The following is a 16049-nucleotide window of genomic DNA, read 5'->3' as shown; positions in this document are numbered from 1 at the left end:
GCCACCCCCCACCCGTCAGGCAGAACTCCGCTTCCGCGGGGCCGCCTTCTTCGCCGCCCCGCCCCCCGCGGCCTTCTTCGCGGCCGCCGAAGCCGTGGACTTCGTACCCGAACGGGAACCCGAAGCCGCCTTCTTGCCCGTCGTCTTGGCGGCGGCGGTCTTCGAAGTCGACTTCGCCGTGGCGGACTTCTTCGCCGCCGCGCCCCGCCCCCCGGCCGCGGTCGACTTCTTCCCGCCGACCGCCTTCGGCGATGCCGCAGCAGCTGCCGCCTTCCGCCGGAGGGGCGTCACCTCGGCCTTCCCGCCTTCCCCGGCTTCCCCGCCACCCTCGCCCCGCGAGGCCCGCGCCGCCCGCACGCTGTTCTCCAGCGCCGCCATCAGGTCGATGACCTGCCCGCCGGCCGGCTCCACCACCGCCTCCGACGGCTCGAACGCGCCGCCCGACTTCGCCGCGATCATCGCCTCCACGGCCTCCCGGTAGTCGTCGTGCAGGGAGTCGATCTCCACCTCCCCCAACGTCGCCATCAGCGCGTCCGCCAGGTCCAGCTCGGCCTCCCGCACCGAGACCGACGCCTCCGGTGCCACGCCCTCCGGCGCCCGGATCTCGTCCGGCCACAGCAGTCCGTGCATGGCGATCACGTCGTCCACGACCCGCAGCATTCCCAGCCGCTCCCGCCCCCGCAGCGCGAACTTCGCGATGGCCACCTTCCGGCTCCGCTTCAGCGCCTCGCGCAGCAGGGTGTACGGCTTGGCCGCCGTGGCCCCGTTCGCCGCCAGGTAGTAGGCGGAGTCCATCTGCAGCGGATCGATCTGGTCGGCCGGTACGAACGACACGATCTCGATCGTCTTCGCCGTGGCGATCGGCAGCCGCGCCAGGTCCTCGTCCGTGATCGGCACGATCGATCCGTCCGCCTCCTCGTACCCCTTGCCGATCTCGTCCGAGGACACCTCCTCCCCGTCCAGTTCGCACACCTTGCGGTAGCGGACGCGTCCGCCGTCCGTCACGTGGATCTGACGGAAGGAGATGGAGTGGCTCTCGGTGGCGTTCACGAGCTTGATCGGGATGCTGACCAGGCCGAAGGAGATCGCCCCATTCCAAATGGATCGCACGGTTCCTCCTGTTTCGTGGCAATCTCATCGTATGACGCCGATCACATCGGTGGAGGGGCGTCGCATCGCGCTCAGCAACCTGGACAAGGTCCTGTACCCGCGGACCGGGTTCACGAAGGGCGAGGTGCTGCACTACTACGCCACCATCGCGCCTGCCCTCCTCGCGCACGTCCATGACCGCCCCGTCTCCTTCCTCCGCTATCCCGACGGCCCCGACGGCCAGCTGTTCTTCACCAAGAACCCGCCGCCCGGCACCCCCGACTGGGTGAAGACCGCCCCGGTGCCCCGCTCCGAGGATCCGGGAGCCGAACAGGTGCTCGTATCCGACATGCCGTCCCTGATCTGGGCCGCCAACCTGGTCGTCGAGTTCCACGTCCACCAGTGGCCCGCCGCCACCCCCGCCGTCGCCGACCGCATCGTCCTCGACCTGGACCCCGGCCCGCCCGCGACCGTCGTCGAGTGCTGCGCCGTCGCCCTCTGGCTGCGCGACCGCCTCGCCGCCGACGGGCTGCACGCGTACGCCAAGACCTCCGGCTCCAAGGGCCTGCACCTGTCCGTCCCCGTGGAGCCGACCCCGTCCGCCCGGGTGTCCGCGTACGCCAAACACCTCGCGCAGGAGGCCGAGGCGGCCCTCCCCGACCTGGTCGTGCACCGCATGGCCAAGGCGCTGCGCCCCGGCAAGGTCTTCGTCGACCACAGCCAGAACGCCGCCGCCAAGACCACCGCCGCCCCCTACACCCTGCGCGCCCGCGCCCTGCCGACGGCCTCGGCCCCCGTCACCTGGGCGGAGCTCCGCGACTGCCGGGACCCCGCCGACCTCGTCTTCCTCGCCGACGACATCCCGCCCCGCCTGGCCCGCGACGGCGACCTTCTGGCCCCCCTCCTCGACCCCGCGCAGGCCGCCCCCCTCCCCGGCGCCCGCCGATGACCCCGCCCCCCGTCCGAGTGGCCCTGGCCGCCTCCGTACGCACCCTGCCGCGCGGCCCGGGACTGGCCTACGAGCCGAAGTTCGACGGCCACCGCATGGTCGTCCTGCACACGGCCGAGGGCGTCGTCCTCCAGGCCCGCTCCGGCCGCACCGTGACCGCCGCGTTCCCCGATCTCGCGGAGGCCGCCCGGCGGTTGCCGGCCGGAACCGTCCTGGACGGGGAGGTGGTCGTCTGGCACGCCGGCCGGACCGACTTCGCCCTGGTCCAGCGCCGGGCCGCCGCCACCCCGGCCCGCGCCGCCGCCCTGGCGCGCACCCTCCCCGCCTCGTACGCGGCCTTCGACGTGCTGGAGCTGGCCGGCCTCGACGTACGCGCCCAGCCCTACGCACGCCGCCGCGCCCTCCTGCTCGACCTCCTCGCCCCCCTCGGCCCGCCCCTCCAGCCGGTGCCGATGACCACCGACCCGGAACTGGCCGAGACCTGGTACGAGACCCTGCCCGCGAGCGGCATCGAGGGGCTGGTCGTCAAACGCCTGGACCAGCCCTACCCCTCCGGCCGCCGCGCCTGGCGCAAGCTCCGCCACACCAACGTCCGGGACGCGGCGGTGATCGGCTACACCGGCACGGCGCGGCGCCCGCTCGCGCTGGTCCTGCTCCTCCCCGGGGAGGACGACGAGACCCCCCTGGTGTCGAGCCCCCTGCCGGCCGCCCTCCGCGCGGACCTCACGGCCGCCCTGCGTACGGCCCCGCCCCCGCCGCCGCCCCCGCGGCCGCCGACGGTCACGGCGATCGGCCTGGGCGAGACCACCTACACCCCCCTGGACCCGCCCCTCACCGCAGAGGTCCGCCACGCCTCGACCCGCCACCCCCCGCCCGAGGTGCTCCGGCTCCGGACAGACCTCTGACCCGCGCCGGCGGCGCGGGTCAGAGGACGGAGGCCCCTACGGACTCCGGACGGCGGCTCCCAGGCCGTCTAGGCGTGCGCCCCGCGTCCCGCGTCGGGCGGTGCCCCCGGCTGCGGGTGCGGTCCGGGACCGGTCACGGGCTTGTACCCGGACTCCCGCTCGGCCCGTACCTCGTCGGGGTGCGCGGAGGTCGTGGACCCGAAGTTCCCGTACCCCTGCATCTCGTGCGGCCTCAGCCCGCCCTCGGGGATCTCCACGTGGTCCCGCTCCTCCCGGACCTCGTGCACGGCACCCCCCTCGGGCAGGTGCGGCTGGCTCTCGGGAGTGGGCGGCGGCGGCTCCTTGGCCCGCACCCGCTGCCCCAGCTTGAACCCGGCGAGCAGGAACCCGGCGATGACCACTCCGACGATGAAGAACCATGCGCTACGGGAAAGAGTCGCGTCCACGCTCAGGATCATGTCCATGAGTGTTATTTTCCCGTTTTCGCACCATTTTCACGCGCCCGTCCCAAAGAATCATGAACGGCGCACGGCCGTCACCGCAGCGGCCCGTCCGAATCCCGCAGCCCCCGGGCGTCCCTCCCGCCGAGCACCCCGAGGATCTCCGCGCAGATCGCCAGCGCCGTCTCGGCCGGGGTCTTCGCCCCCAGATCCAACCCGATCGGCCCGTGCACCCGAGCCAGCTCGCCCTCGGCCACCCCGGCGGCGAGCAGCCCCTCCCGGCGCCGCGCCGTGGTCCGCCGCGACCCGAGCGCGCCCACGTACGGAACCCCCAGCGCCAGCGCGCTCCGCAGCGCCGGCACGTCGAAATCCGGCTCATGGCTCAGCAGTACCAGGCAGGCGGCCTCCCGATGCCGTTCGAGCACCTTCTCCGCCTCGCCGGCGCTCTCGACCACCACCGACTCCCACCCCAGCAGCGCGGCCTGTGCCCCGATCACCTCGGCCAGCTCCCCGCCGCCCCCGACCACCAGGTACGGAGCCGACGGGTACGCCTCCACGAGCACCAGCCCGGCCCCCCCGTACAGCGCGTCCCGCCCCGGCCGGCGCGTACCCAGCAGCTCCCCGGCCCGCCGCGCGGCGTCATCGGCCGGCACGCCCCCGGCCCGCACGACCTCGCTCACCGCGGCGTCCGCCCCCTCGCTCAGCCGCGTCACGAGCGCCACCCCGGCCCCCGTCCCGAGCAGCTCCCACCACTCGGCGGGGATCGCGGCCAGCGGCTGCAACAGCACCTCGGCCTGCCCGCCGCAGGTCAGCTTCGCCTCGGTGGCCTCCCCGGCCCCGACCGACACCTCGCACACCCGCGCACCGCCCCCGGCCCCCATGGCCCCGGCCTCGGCCACGAGCTCGGCGTCGAACACCCCCCGGTACAGCGCCCCGACACACTCGCCCCGCGCGTCCACGAGCACGGCCCCGGCAGGATCCCGCGGCCCGAACCCCTGCTCGGTCACCGGCCGCGCCAGGAAGGCCACCCGCCCCTCGGCCACCCACTGCCGCGCCGTCTCCGCCAGCTCACGCATCTCGTCGCCCCATCCTCTATGCGCCACCACACCGCAAAGCACCAGGTCAACGGCACAAAGCGGCCTCAAATCAACCCTACGCACCCCCCGCCCCCCCGCCACCCCCCGAACACACAGACCCTGCCCCCACCCCCTCGTACGGTCCACCGGACCACCAGGCGGGAGGATACGCACAGTGATGGATCCTCTCCGGGAGCGTCACCATCCGTACTGGCAACAGGAAACCTCGGCGATGCCGCCCGCGAACCCGGACCGCATGCCACACTCACCACTGAATCGATCTCCAAGAACGTCACGACTTCGGGGAGTTGAGCTTCATGGGCACCTCGCCCGAATGGGGACCGGAACTGCGCCGATTACGGCACCGAGCCGGATACACCCTTACGGAATTGGCCCTCGAGGTGAACTACACCAAGGGTTATCTCAGCAAGGTGGAGCGGGGCAAGGTCCGGCCCTCGCCAGAACTCGTCCACCGGGTCGACAGGTTTCTGCGGGCGGACGGCGCCTTGCGCAGACTGGCCGAACCCCTATCGCCCGGAACAGGGGGGAAAACGGTCCCCGATACCGCCCGGGAAGCGGACGACCGGCGGTCCGAGCTCGACCGGCGGGCATTCCTCGACGCGATCCGCGCATCGCGGGAAGGAGCGCTTCCGGGGCGAGGGCCCAAGCGCCCGGGCAGCACCCCGGCCCCGGCGGGCACCACCTTGCCGGCCTCCCTGGCCACCCAGCTCGACCAGTCCCGCCGGCTCGGCCAGTGCACCGATCCGGCGGTCCTGCTGCCCCTGCTGGAAGCCCAGACGCGGGCGGTCGTCGCGCTCGTCTCCAAGAGCGATCCCCACAACCGGCCGCCGCTCATGCTCCTGGCTTCCCGTTTCGCGGAGTTCACCGGATGGATGGCCCAGGAGGCGGGAAGCAGCCGGGCGGCCCTCGCCTGGACCGCGGACGCCGTCCTGCTGGCCCAGGCCGGCGGGGACCCGCACCTCGCCTCGTACGCCCTGGTGCGGCGCGCACTCGTCACCTTCTACGACGGCGACGCGGCCGCCACGACCGGTCTCGCCGCACAGGCCCGGTCCAACAGCCGCCTCCCTCCCCGCATCAGAGGCCTGGCCGCCCAGCGCGAGGCCCAGGGGTACGCGCTCGCCGGCGACGAACTCGCCTGCATGCGTGCCCTGGAACTGGCACGCCGGAGCTTCGCCGCAGCCGCACGGGAAGCGGACCCCGAGGCGGGCCCCGTCCTCGGTACCACCCACCTGACCGATCCCGCGGCCATGGTCACCGGCTGGTGTCTGTACGACCTCGGAAGCCCCCGTGAGGCCGCCCAGGTGCTCGACCGGGAATTCCTCGGCATCCCACCGCACGCACTGAGGACGCGTACGAGATACGGGTTCCGCCGGGCCCTCGCGCACGCGGCAGCAGGCGATCTCGAGTATTCCTGCACCCTGGCCCGGGAACTCCTCGACGTCAACACCGCCGTACCCTCTGCCACCGTGCGGACCGATATCCGCCGCCTCGCCGGTGAACTCGGCCGCTATCGCACCCATCGCGCCGTGCGCGATCTGCAGCCCGCATTCGCCTGGGCCCTCAGGCCCGCCCACATCTGATACGCGATCCGCCCCTCCGGCAACACGGTTTGGGCGGGTCGCAATCACCAGTCATCGCATTCATGAGCCAGGAGGGGAATCAGCCATGCCCGAAATTTTCGTCAATTACCGCACCGGCGACGAGGAAGCCACCGCCACCGTCATCGAACGCGAACTCTCCGCCCGTTTCGGCGACGACCAGGTCTTCCGGGCCGGCAAGTCCATCCGCCCCGGCCGGGCCTTCCCCCAGGAACTCCTCACCGCCGTGGGCCGCTGCAGCGTCCTGCTCGTGGTGATCGGACCGCGCTGGGCCGAGTTCACCGACAGGGACGGACGCCGGGCGCTCGATGACCCCGAAGACTGGACCCGGCGCGAAATCCTGGAAGCCCTGGACACCGGCGCCCACGTCATCCCCGTCCTCGTGGGCCGCACGACCCGGCTCGACCGGACCGTGCTGCCCCGGGAGCTGGAGGAACTCGCCGACCACCAGTACCGCCGGCTCGACCACCGCAACGCCGAGGCCGACCTCAGGCGGCTCGGTGACGACCTCGCCGACCTGGTTCCGCAGCTCGCCGACACCGACCGATCGCCGCAGCGGCGGGGCGATGAGTCCGCGCAGGACACCGGCTCCGTTCGCATGAAGGCCCGGGACGTACGCGGCGGCATCGGCAACCTCCACGGCGGCCTCGGGACCTTCGTCAACGAGCCGCGCGGACCCGTGAACACCGGCCCCGGCGCGCAGTACAACGCCCCCACGTTCTCCGGCGACGGCATGGGGGTGAACTACGTGGCGGGCGACAACTCCGGCGACATGCGCCAGCACAGCGAGCGAGCCGACCACCGTAAGGACGGCGAGTGATGACAGGGGACTTCAGCAGCTCCTTCTTCGGCGCCACGGGCCCGGTCAACCAAGGGCCTGCGCCGCAGTACAACCTGTGGGTCACGTCGACCGGAAAGGCCCGTGACCGCCTCCACATCGGCTGGGAGCAGCGCGCCGATCTGCGCAGGCGGTTCATCCGACCGGGCAACTACGGGGAAGCGGCCCGCCGGATCGACGTCCCCGGTGCGGTGGTCCTGCTCCAGGGACCGGCCGGCAGCGGCCGCAGCGCGGCCGCGATCATGCTCCTGCACGAGGCCCCCGCCCCGGAACCGGGGGAGGAGGGCCGCTTCGAGGAGCTGACGACGGACCCGGCGGAGCGAGGACCCCTGGATGCGGGCCCCCAGGACCGCTTCCTCCTCGACCTCTCCGGAACCTCCTACGAGGACTTTCCCGAGGCGCAGAAGATCCTTGCTCTCCACCGTGGGGTCGTAGAGCAGGCCAAGGCGCGGCTGGTCGTCGTACTTCCGGCCTGGGCGGACCCCCTTCTGGACCCGCAGCTCGCCCCACTCGTGGTGCTGCTGCGCCGACCCCGCCCCCTGGCCGTGGTGCGCCGAGCCTTGCGCGTCGCCGGGGTCCCCTGCGAGGTGGAGCAGCTGAGCACTCCGGCTCTGGCCGGCTTCTTCGCCAACGCCCCGATGAGCGAACTCCTACGATTCTGCGCCATGGTCCTGCGTGCACGCGACAGCGGCCGTCACGGCCGGGGGTTCGACGCCTGGCGCGAAGAGGCGCGCCGGGCTGTCAACGACCGAACGGCCGAGGCGGCGAAACAGGTTGCCAGGCTGACGGCCTTGGAGGACCGTGCCCTCCTGCTGACCGCTGCCATGCTGCACGGGGCACCCGCGGACGCCGTCTTCCACAGCCGTAACCTTCTGCTGCACGAACTCGGACACGGAGAAGCCGCCGTGCACGGTCTTGCGCAGCGTGATCTTCTCGACCAGCTGACGACGCTCGGTGCCCTCCGGAACGAGGCCGGCCGGGTCACCTTCGAGAAGCTGGAGTACGACGCCGCGATCCGCAGGCACTTCTGGCTCCACTTCCCGGACCTCCGGGAGGCACTGAGCTCCTGGGTCGACGGGACGATCAGGCTCGACGGGCTCACGTCGGACGATCGCACCGACCTCGTCATCCGCTTCACCGAACAGGTCCTCGGAGCGGGACGCCCCGGCGATCTCCTTGAGAAGGCCGAGCGCTGGGCCGGGACCCGTCCTCCGCACGCCCGTTACGCGGAGGCGGCGACCGCCTTGGCACTGGGATTGCGTGACGAACGGCAGAGCTCGTTCATCCGGCGGCAGATCTGGGACTGGTCCAAGTCGCCGGAACTCGCCCCAGGACTCTTCCGCGTGCTCACCGACGTCTGCCGGGACGTGCTCGCCCGCACCCATCCCCATCAGGCGGTTGTCCGGCTGCACCACCTGGCGCTCCAACGGAATGGTGAGTACGCCCGCACCGCCCTGTTCGACCTGGTCGGAGGTGATTCGAGGCTGCGCCGCTTCCTGATCAACCGGCTCACCACACACGCCGGGTCTCGATCCCTGGGCAACCTCGGACTGCTGCGCGACCTGATCCCGCAGGCCGCACTGCCGTCCGACCTTCCCTGGCGGGAACTGGCCCACGTATGGCGCGCGGCCTTCCAGAGCCCGCCGGAAGCCTGGGACCCCCTCCTCCGGAGCTGGCTGGACGCCGTCCTGCTAATGCCCCCCGACCGCAGGGAGCCCGCGCTCGACGTGCTGGTCCGAGCGGCCACCGGCAGCGACAGCCACACCAATCGGCTCTATGCGATCACCTGTACCTGGGAGGCCGGGCGTCCGGAGCGGGAGCCCGTCGCGACCTGGCTCTGGGAGCGGATCGACACGGCTCTTGACCTCGCCGCCGCCGGTACCGGAGGCGGCCGGTGAGCGCCTACCTGACCTGGATCTTCCTGGCTGCCGCCCTCGCCGCAGCGCTCGGACTGATCTCCATGAAGCGTGCGGAAAGGGCCCGCCGACGGGCCGATGACCGGGCCCGGTACGAGGAGGCCGCCGCTCGGGCCAACGCCGAGCCCGAGCGCCCGGCCGAGGAGCCGTTCCAGGAGACCCATCTGGACCGGGTGGCCCTGCGCAGTGCCCTCCCCGACTACGACTTCCTCTTCTCGGCGTCCGTCTGGTGGCGCCCTGCCGCGACCGCGGGCGACGTGCCGACGCACGGCAACCTCTCCGTGCTCGCCGCGGCCACCGTACTCAGAAGGGCGCAGGAGCTGACCCTGCGCGAGCACCCGGACCGATACGGATCCGTGCAGTACCGCCTGGAGGAGCAGCTCGGTGCCCGCGCCCTGGACGACTCGGCGACGCTGGTGGTCATGGTCACGGACGTCACCCTCACCCTCGCCGCCGAGGACCGTGACCGGCTGCGGAAGCTCGCGGGCCTGCGTAAGGAGGAGGACACCTGGGAGCAGGAACGCCAGTACGAGCGGAGCAAGCGCAAGTACCTCGCTGACGAGATCCTCAAGACTCCGGGCAGCGCGGCGGTGTGGTGGCTCGCACGCCACGAGGATGACGTCACGGGAACCGTGAACCTCTTGGGCCCCTTGGCCCAGCTCTCGGCGGCGTCGAACAACACGGAGGTGGCGGAGCTGTTCCGGCACCTGGTCGAGGGGCCTGCCGAGGCCGGCCCCGCCCCCTGGGACGACGACAGCCCGGCTCGGGACCACCCCCAGGACCTGCCCCTGTCCACGGTCGACTGTGTGGCGAGGCTTCTGGACGCGGCCGGTCTGGACGATCCCACGCCCGAGCGCTGGACGTTGCTGCACCGCATCATCCGCGGGTTGGAGGGAGCCGGCCGTCGAGGGGAGGCCGAGGAAGTACGTGCCCGCCTGTGGCCGGACCAGACTCCGGAGGAGTCTGCGCCCGAGGACCCCGCCGCCGAACCAACCGCCGCTGGATCCGAGCCTCCGCACTGGGAACCCGATCCCGCGAGTTCCTAGCCGTGCCGGCGTGCGGAACTGTTTCGGAGCCACTTCCGGTCGAAGGCGGGGGGACGTAGGGGGCAGGAATCGCCCCCTACGTCGAGTCCTGCCCCACCCGTGCCCGCCTGTCCCACCCGCCCCGGCTGGTTCGCGCCCTTTGCACGGGCCGCCGGACTGTCGACCCTCACGGTATGGGGGACTACCAGGACGAACCGCCCCGGCTGCGCGCCGGGCAGCCGCACTGTCCGCACTGCGGCCTACCGGTGGACCGGGTGGCCACGCTGGAGCACGACTGGGTACTGCTGGAGCCGGACATGACGCCCCTGGCGCACGTCGTGCCGCCGCAGCACCGCTGGATAGAGCTGTCCGACGACCGTGTGACCGTCTACGGGGTCAGCCCGGCCGACCCGACCCAACGCTGCCGCATAGAACACCGCCTCGCCTGCGCGGCCCAGCCCCTCCCCGACCTCTGGCCCTGGCTCACCACCCTCCGCACCGAGAACGACCGCCGGGCGGCCCGCCAGGCACAGGACTGGCGGGACACCGGCTGACGAGGACGGGCGGGGGGTCAGGCCACGGCTCCCGGACCCGCCCATGTCCCCTCCGGCTCCGGGTGCGGGAGGGGAGAGCCGCCGGTCGGCGGGTTGCAGGGCGCGGCGAAGCATTCCCACTGGTGGGACGGGACGTGCTGCGGCTGCCCGCAGGGCGCGGTGAGGCACTGCCAGTCGTGTCCGGAGGGGGCGTTCACCGGCGGCCCGTCCTTCCCGTGCCCGCTGCCGTCCGGCGGGTTGCACGGCGCGGCGAAGCACTCCCACTGCTGCCCGGCGGCGGCCGCGTGCGGCCCCCCGTGCACGGCGGCGAACGCGGCGACGTTCAGCAGGGCACTCCCCGCGGCCACGACGGTCGAGGCGGCGAACACGAAGATGCGGCGGGTCCAGAAGGGCGGGGTCGTCGTCATGGAGTCCTCCTCCGGTCGGTGCGGGCCGGGCGGGAGCCTCGTGCTCCTCTCGACCGCACCTCCAGTAGGCCCTCGGGACCCGCGCCGGGTCAGGCCCCGGATTCACGTGTCTTGACACGTCGGGGGAGTACGCGTAAACGCGCCTGGCCGCACCTACGCCAAGACCCCGCCCTCAGCGTTCTCGCTGATGACGGGGTCTTCGGGCACAACGGCCCTATAGCTTGATCATCTTGGCGTACGGGCTCAAGATCCGCTGGCGCGCCGAGCCGAAATCGACGAGCGTCGCGGTTCCCTCCTCGACGCCGACCACTCGGCCGAGTCCGTACACGTCGTGCGTGACCTGGTCACCCACCGCGAAGTGCTTGGGGGGTGGCGCGGTCGGGGCTTTGAAGGGGCTGCTCGGCAGATGGCGCTTCGGCGCGGCTGGCTTTGTCATTGCGCCCAGTATGCGCCCGCCGGGGCCCGACCGGACCCCCGTGCGCATTACCGTTCGGTCCCGATCGGCGACGGGGAAGGGCCGGAGAGGAACGCGAAGTGGTCGACGGCCGCCAGGAGGTGGCCTCCGGGGGCCTTCGGGGTTCCCGTCGCTACGGCTGCACGGGGCGGCAGTTGGCTGCACATACGCGAAGACCCCGTCTCCAGCGTTCGCGCTGGTGGCGGGGTCTTCGGGCACTTCATGCGAAGTGCCCCCGGCAGGATTCGAACCTGCGCACACGGCTCCGGAGGCCGTTGCTCTATCCCCTGAGCTACGGGGGCGTGTCGTTCGCGTTGCGGCGACGGGTTGAACACTACCAGCTTCCGCGGGGTGATCAGGAACCGATTTGAGTGGAGGGAGGAGGTCGGTCGCCCGGAGGGGGTGGAAGTGGCAAAAACCCGGACGCGGGGGCTTAGGGCGACCTACCCTCAAGTTGTGCCAGGCGCCTCGGGCCGGGTCCTCGTTGTCGACGACAACAAGGTCATCCGGCAGCTGATCAAGGTCAATCTCGAGCTGGAGGGCTTCGAGGTCGTGACCGCGAACGATGGTGCCGAGTGCCTGGACGTGGTCCACCGGGTGTGCCCCGACGCGATCACCCTTGATGTGGTCATGCCCCGGCTGGACGGGTTCGGGGCCGCCGCGCGGCTGCGGGCCGATCCGCGGACGCGGCACGTGCCGCTCGCCATCGTCAGCGCCTGCACCCAGCACGAGGTCGAGGCCGCCATCGCCGCCGGCGTGGACGCCTTCCTCGCCAAGCCCTTCGAGCCCGCCGAGCTGGTGAAGGTCGTACGGCGGCTCGTCGAGCGCAAGGACCGGCGGGAGCGGAAGGGTGCCTCCGCCGGTAGAGGGGTGTAAGGGGAGAGCGGCCGGCGGGGTGCCCGGGGCGGGTATTCCACATGGCGAAACCCGATGCATGGGGGCCGGGCTTCTCCCCTAGGCTGGGTTCCGTGATCCCCGCCGACCTCTCTCGTGCCGTCGTACGCGCCGTACGCCGTGCCGTCGAGGCCGGAGAGCTGGACGGGCCCGTGCCCGGGCGGGTGGTCGTCGAACGGACCCGGCCCGGAGGGGTCGGGGAGTACGCCAGCCCCGTCGCGCTGCGGATGGGGAGGGGGGCCGAGGGGGCCCGCGTGCTCGCGAAGGCACTCGCCCTGGAGCCCGGCATCGCGACCGTCGACGTCACCGGGCCCGGCTTCCTGAACTTCACCCTCGCCCCCCTGTCCGCCACCGAGCTGCTGCGGGACCTGAGCGAGAGGCCCGAGCGGTACGGGTGTGGTCCGGCGCTCGGCGAGGCCGTCCGTGGCGGGCGGGAGCAGGTCGTGCGGGGCGCCGTCGCGCGGATCCGGGAAGGGCAGGGGTTTCCCCAGGAGGACGGGGAGGCGAAGGTCGCGCCCGTCGCCCGGCGGGACGGGGACGTCTTCGCGCGGTACGGGGCCGGAGCCGCCGTCTGGGCCATGGTCGTCGTTCCGGGGCGGGAGACGCCCGTCTTCGGTGACGGGCTACTCGTGCAGACGGAGGAGAACGAGGGCTTTCGGGTGCGGTACGCGCACGCCCGGGCGCGTGCGCTGGCGCGCAACGCCCGCGACCTCGGTTTCCACGCCGAGCCCGGCGATGTCGGCGGGCTCGGGGATTCCGACGCGGTCGCCCTGCTGCGGGCCCTCGCCGACCATCCCCTCGCGCTTGAGGCCGCCGCGTACCACCGGGCGCCCGAGCGGCTCGCCCGGCACCTCGTCGCCGTCGCCGACGCGCTCCTCGACTTCCAGTACCAGGTCCTGCCCCTCGGGGACGAGAAACCCTCGGCCGCCCACCGCGCCCGGCTGGCTCTTGCCGAAGCCGCCGGGGCGGTGCTGGCCGGCGGCCTCGCCCTCCTCGGCATAGACGCCCCAGATTCTTTGTGACTCCCGAAGAGAGATTCCGATGAGCCGTTCCGCGCACCCCGCCGGGCCCCGCCACGCCGACGTCCTGCCCGAGGGCCACTACGCCCCGCCGCCCGCCGACCTGAACGCGCTCGACGAGAAGGTCTGGTCGCGGACCGTCACCCGCAACGAGGCCGGTGTCGTCACCGTCGGCGGCATCGAAGTGACCCGTCTCGCCGAGGAGTTCGGTACCCCCGGCTACTTCCTCGACGAGGAGGACTTCCGGGCCCGCTGCCGTGCCTGGGCGCACGCCTTCGGCAAGGACGCGGACGTGTTCTACGCGGGGAAGGCGTTCCTCTCCAAGGCCGTCGTCAAGTGGCTGAAGGAGGAGGGGCTGAACCTCGACGTGTGTTCGGGCGGGGAGCTGGCCACCGCCCTCGCCGCCGAGATGCCCGCCGAGCGGATCGCCTTCCACGGGAACAACAAGTCCGAGGGCGAGATCCGCCGCGCCGTCGGCGCCGGTGTGGGGCGGATCGTGCTCGATTCGTTCCAGGAGATCGCGCGGGTCGCGCACATCGCGGCCGAACTGGGCGTGCGCCAGCCGGTGCAGATCCGGGTGACCGTGGGCGTGGAGGCGCACACCCACGAGTTCATCGCCACCGCCCACGAGGACCAGAAGTTCGGCATCGCCGTGGCCGACGGGTCCGCCGCCGAGGCCGTGCGGCGGGCGCTCGGGCACGACAGCCTGGAGCTGCTCGGCGTCCACTCCCACATCGGCTCCCAGATCTTCGACATGGCCGGCTTCGAGGTCTCCGCGAAGCGGGTCGTGCAGCTGCTGGCCGCCGTCCGCGACGAGCACGGGGTCGAGCTTCCGGAGATCGACCTCGGCGGCGGGCTCGGTATCGCCTACACCTCCGCCGACGACCCGCGCGAGCCCCACGAGATCGCCAAGGCGCTCACCGAGATCGTCGCGCGGGAGTGCGAGAGCGCGGGGCTCAAGGCCCCCCGGATCTCCGTCGAGCCCGGCCGCGCCATCGTCGGCCCGACCGCCTTCACCCTCTACGAGGTCGGCACCATCAAGCCGCTGGAGGGGCTGCGGACCTACGTCTCCGTCGACGGGGGCATGTCCGACAACATCCGGACGGCCCTGTACGACGCCGAGTACGCCGTGACCCTCGTCTCCCGCGTCTCCGACGCCGAGCCCATGCTCGTCCGGGTCGTCGGCAAGCACTGCGAGAGCGGCGACATCGTCGTCCGGGACGCCTTCCTCCCCGCCGACCTGGCCCCCGGCGACCTGATCGCCGTTCCCGCCACCGGGGCGTACTGCCGCTCCATGGCCAGCAACTACAACCACGCGCTCCGCCCGCCCGTCGTCGCCGTGCGCGACGGGGCCGCGCGGGTGATCGTCCGGCGTGAGACGGAGGAAGATCTCCTGTCCCTCGACCTCGGGTGATTCCCATATTTTTGGGACAGGGCGTCCGGCCCCGAAAATAGACGTCTCACTCAATGGACCGAAGATGGAAACTGCTGTCCATTGAGTGAGACTGGTTCCTACCTGGCGCGCAACCCGCGTGCCGGGAGCGAAGAAAGATCGAAAGGCGTAGGTCGAATGATGCGTACGCGTCCGCTGAAGGTGGCGCTGCTGGGCTGTGGCGTGGTCGGCTCAGAGGTGGCGCGCATCATGACGACGCACGCCGACGATCTGGCGGCCCGGATCGGCGCGCCCGTCGAGCTCGCCGGCGTCGCCGTGCGCCGCCCCTCCAAGGTGCGCGAGGGCATCGACCCGGCGCTCGTCACCACCGACGCCACCGCGCTGCTCAAACGCGGCGACATCGACGTGGCCATCGAGGTCATCGGCGGCATCGAGCCCGCCCGCACCCTGATCACCACCGCCTTCGAGAACGGCGTCTCCGTCGTCTCCGCCAACAAGGCGCTGCTCGCCCAGGACGGCGCCGCGCTGCACGCCGCGGCCGAGACGCACGGGCTGGACCTCTACTACGAGGCCGCCGTCGCCGGCGCCATCCCGCTGGTCCGCCCGATGCGCGAGTCCCTCGCCGGCGACAAGATCAACCGGGTGATGGGCATCGTCAACGGCACGACGAACTTCATCCTCGACAAGATGGACTCCACCGGCGCCGGCTACCAGGAGGCGCTCGACCAGGCCACCGCCCTCGGCTACGCCGAGGCCGACCCGACGGCCGACGTCGAGGGCTACGACGCCGCCGCCAAGGCCGCCATCCTGGCCGGCATCGCCTTCCACACCCGCGTCCGCCTCGACGACGTGTACCGCGAGGGCATGACCGAGGTCAGCGCCGCGGACTTCGCCTCCGCCAAGCGGATGGGCTGCACCATCAAGCTCCTCGCCATCCTGGAGCGCGCCGCGGACGGCGAGTCCGTCACCGCCCGCGTCCACCCGGCGATGATCCCGCTCAGCCACCCGCTCGCCTCCGTCCGCGAGGCCTACAACGCGGTCTTCGTCGAGGCGGAGGCCGCCGGGCGGCTGATGTTCTACGGGCCCGGCGCGGGCGGTTCGCCGACCGCGTCCGCGGTGCTCGGCGACCTCGTCGCCGTCTGCCGCAACAAGCTCGCCGAGGCAACGGGGCCCGGCGAGTCGGCGTACACCCAGCTGCCCGTCAGCCCCATGGGGGACGTCGTCACCCGCTACCACATCAGCCTCGATGTGGCGGACAAGCCGGGCGTCCTCGCCCAGGTGGCGACCACCTTCGCGGAGCACGGCGTGTCGATCGACACGGTCAGGCAGCAGGGCAAGGACGGTGAGGCCTCCCTCGTCGTCGTCACCCACCGCGCACCCGACGCCGCCCTCTCCGGGACCGTCGAGGCGCTGCGGAAGCTGGACACCGTGCGCGGTGTCGCCAGCATCATGCGTGTTGAAGGGGAGTAAG

At 72.2% G+C, this 16049-nt stretch carries 16 protein-coding genes, 1 tRNA gene and 1 pseudogene; 12 read left to right on the top strand and 6 right to left on the bottom strand.

The window, feature by feature from the left end:
- Positions 1 to 15: 15 nt before the first annotated feature.
- Positions 16 to 1110, bottom strand: a complete 1095-nt coding sequence (locus ACFY0O_RS27685; protein WP_388951414.1) for a Ku protein — start codon at positions 1108 to 1110, stop codon at positions 16 to 18.
- A gap of 31 nt (positions 1111 to 1141) precedes the next feature.
- On the opposite strand from ACFY0O_RS27685, the gene ligD reads away from it, so the two are divergent.
- Positions 1142 to 2038, top strand: coding sequence for a non-homologous end-joining DNA ligase (gene ligD / locus ACFY0O_RS27680; RefSeq protein WP_388951411.1), 897 nt, complete (start codon positions 1142 to 1144; stop codon positions 2036 to 2038).
- Positions 2035 to 2943: an ATP-dependent DNA ligase gene (locus ACFY0O_RS27675; RefSeq protein ID WP_388951409.1), complete on the top strand. Its 909-nt coding sequence runs from the start codon at positions 2035 to 2037 to the stop codon at positions 2941 to 2943. Before ligD ends, ACFY0O_RS27675 begins: the two co-directional genes overlap by 4 nt.
- Before the next feature lie 68 nt (positions 2944 to 3011).
- Here ACFY0O_RS27675 and ACFY0O_RS27670 read toward each other — a convergent pair whose 3' ends face one another.
- Together ACFY0O_RS27670 and ACFY0O_RS27665 are read right to left on the bottom strand one after the other, a co-directional pair.
- Entirely contained in the window at positions 3012 to 3407 is a 396-nt protein-coding gene (locus tag ACFY0O_RS27670; RefSeq protein ID WP_388951407.1) for a DUF6479 family protein, read from the bottom strand.
- Between the two features lie 71 nt (positions 3408 to 3478).
- Entirely contained in the window at positions 3479 to 4459 is a 981-nt protein-coding gene (locus ACFY0O_RS27665) for an XdhC family protein (protein WP_388951405.1), read from the bottom strand.
- 317 nt (positions 4460 to 4776) lie between these two features.
- Here ACFY0O_RS27665 and ACFY0O_RS27660 point away from each other — a divergent pair.
- The 6 genes and pseudogenes from ACFY0O_RS27660 to ACFY0O_RS27635 all read left to right on the top strand — a co-directional run.
- Positions 4777 to 4962: pseudogene (locus ACFY0O_RS27660) on the top strand (helix-turn-helix domain-containing protein); the annotation flags it as partial.
- Positions 4963 to 5163: 201 nt separating this feature from the next.
- Entirely contained in the window at positions 5164 to 6060 is an 897-nt protein-coding gene (locus ACFY0O_RS27655) for a DNA-binding protein (RefSeq protein WP_388951664.1), read from the top strand.
- 85 nt (positions 6061 to 6145) lie between these two features.
- Complete coding sequence (locus tag ACFY0O_RS27650) at positions 6146 to 6898, top strand: toll/interleukin-1 receptor domain-containing protein (protein WP_388951402.1); 753 nt, start codon at positions 6146 to 6148, stop codon at positions 6896 to 6898.
- The gene (locus ACFY0O_RS27645) at positions 6898 to 8814 is read left to right on the top strand and encodes a hypothetical protein (protein WP_388951398.1); all 1917 of its coding nucleotides are present in this window, start codon (positions 6898 to 6900) and stop codon (positions 8812 to 8814) included. The genes ACFY0O_RS27650 and ACFY0O_RS27645 overlap by 1 nt, the downstream gene beginning before the upstream one ends.
- Positions 8811 to 9878, top strand: coding sequence for a hypothetical protein (locus tag ACFY0O_RS27640; protein WP_388951395.1), 1068 nt, complete (start codon positions 8811 to 8813; stop codon positions 9876 to 9878). The genes ACFY0O_RS27645 and ACFY0O_RS27640 overlap by 4 nt, the downstream gene beginning before the upstream one ends.
- Before the next feature lie 173 nt (positions 9879 to 10051).
- Positions 10052 to 10411, top strand: a complete 360-nt coding sequence (locus tag ACFY0O_RS27635; RefSeq protein WP_388951393.1) for a DUF6083 domain-containing protein — start codon at positions 10052 to 10054, stop codon at positions 10409 to 10411.
- A 17-nt stretch (positions 10412 to 10428) separates the two neighbouring features.
- Here the strand turns inward: ACFY0O_RS27635 and ACFY0O_RS27630 are convergent, their stop codons facing one another.
- The 3 genes from ACFY0O_RS27630 to ACFY0O_RS27620 all read right to left on the bottom strand — a co-directional run bounded on the left by ACFY0O_RS27630 (position 10429) and on the right by ACFY0O_RS27620 (position 11574).
- Entirely contained in the window at positions 10429 to 10818 is a 390-nt protein-coding gene (locus ACFY0O_RS27630) for a hypothetical protein (RefSeq protein ID WP_388951390.1), read from the bottom strand.
- 214 nt (positions 10819 to 11032) lie between these two features.
- Positions 11033 to 11254, bottom strand: a complete 222-nt coding sequence (locus tag ACFY0O_RS27625; RefSeq protein ID WP_388951387.1) for a hypothetical protein — start codon at positions 11252 to 11254, stop codon at positions 11033 to 11035.
- 248 nt (positions 11255 to 11502) lie between these two features.
- Positions 11503 to 11574: transfer RNA gene (locus ACFY0O_RS27620), tRNA-Arg, on the bottom strand.
- A gap of 52 nt (positions 11575 to 11626) precedes the next feature.
- On the opposite strand from ACFY0O_RS27620, the gene ACFY0O_RS27615 reads away from it, so the two are divergent.
- From ACFY0O_RS27615 to ACFY0O_RS27600, 4 genes are all read left to right on the top strand, one after another.
- A complete protein-coding gene (locus ACFY0O_RS27615) occupies positions 11627 to 12148 on the top strand; it encodes a response regulator (RefSeq protein WP_388951661.1) in 522 nt (173 codons plus the stop codon).
- A gap of 92 nt (positions 12149 to 12240) precedes the next feature.
- Entirely contained in the window at positions 12241 to 13188 is a 948-nt protein-coding gene (gene nrtL, locus ACFY0O_RS27610; protein ID WP_388951385.1) for an ArgS-related anticodon-binding protein NrtL, read from the top strand.
- Between the two features lie 19 nt (positions 13189 to 13207).
- Positions 13208 to 14599 carry a diaminopimelate decarboxylase gene (gene lysA / locus ACFY0O_RS27605; protein ID WP_388951384.1) on the top strand — a complete coding sequence of 464 codons (1392 nt, stop codon included), beginning with the start codon at positions 13208 to 13210 and terminating at the stop codon, positions 14597 to 14599.
- Between the two features lie 159 nt (positions 14600 to 14758).
- Entirely contained in the window at positions 14759 to 16048 is a 1290-nt protein-coding gene (locus tag ACFY0O_RS27600) for a homoserine dehydrogenase (protein WP_388951659.1), read from the top strand.
- Position 16049 lies beyond the last annotated feature (1 nt).

Source organism: Streptomyces sp. NPDC001594 (assembly GCF_042893675.1).
Classification (GTDB): domain Bacteria; phylum Actinomycetota; class Actinomycetes; order Streptomycetales; family Streptomycetaceae; genus Streptomyces.
This window is presented reverse-complemented; position numbering and strand designations above follow the sequence as displayed.

Coding starts and splice junctions, on each gene's coding strand:
- ligD (WP_388951411.1), top strand. CDS start 1,142: ATGACGCCGATCACATCGGTGGAGGGGCGTCGCATCGCGCTCAGCAAC.
- ACFY0O_RS27675 (WP_388951409.1), top strand. CDS start 2,035: ATGACCCCGCCCCCCGTCCGAGTGGCCCTGGCCGCCTCCGTACGCACC.
- ACFY0O_RS27670 (WP_388951407.1), bottom strand. CDS start 3,407: ATGGACATGATCCTGAGCGTGGACGCGACTCTTTCCCGTAGCGCATGG.
- ACFY0O_RS27665 (WP_388951405.1), bottom strand. CDS start 4,459: ATGCGTGAGCTGGCGGAGACGGCGCGGCAGTGGGTGGCCGAGGGGCGG.
- ACFY0O_RS27650 (WP_388951402.1), top strand. CDS start 6,146: ATGCCCGAAATTTTCGTCAATTACCGCACCGGCGACGAGGAAGCCACC.
- ACFY0O_RS27645 (WP_388951398.1), top strand. CDS start 6,898: ATGACAGGGGACTTCAGCAGCTCCTTCTTCGGCGCCACGGGCCCGGTC.
- ACFY0O_RS27635 (WP_388951393.1), top strand. CDS start 10,052: ATGGGGGACTACCAGGACGAACCGCCCCGGCTGCGCGCCGGGCAGCCG.
- ACFY0O_RS27630 (WP_388951390.1), bottom strand. CDS start 10,818: ATGACGACGACCCCGCCCTTCTGGACCCGCCGCATCTTCGTGTTCGCC.
- ACFY0O_RS27625 (WP_388951387.1), bottom strand. CDS start 11,254: ATGACAAAGCCAGCCGCGCCGAAGCGCCATCTGCCGAGCAGCCCCTTC.
- lysA (WP_388951384.1), top strand. CDS start 13,208: ATGAGCCGTTCCGCGCACCCCGCCGGGCCCCGCCACGCCGACGTCCTG.
- ACFY0O_RS27600 (WP_388951659.1), top strand. CDS start 14,759: ATGCGTACGCGTCCGCTGAAGGTGGCGCTGCTGGGCTGTGGCGTGGTC.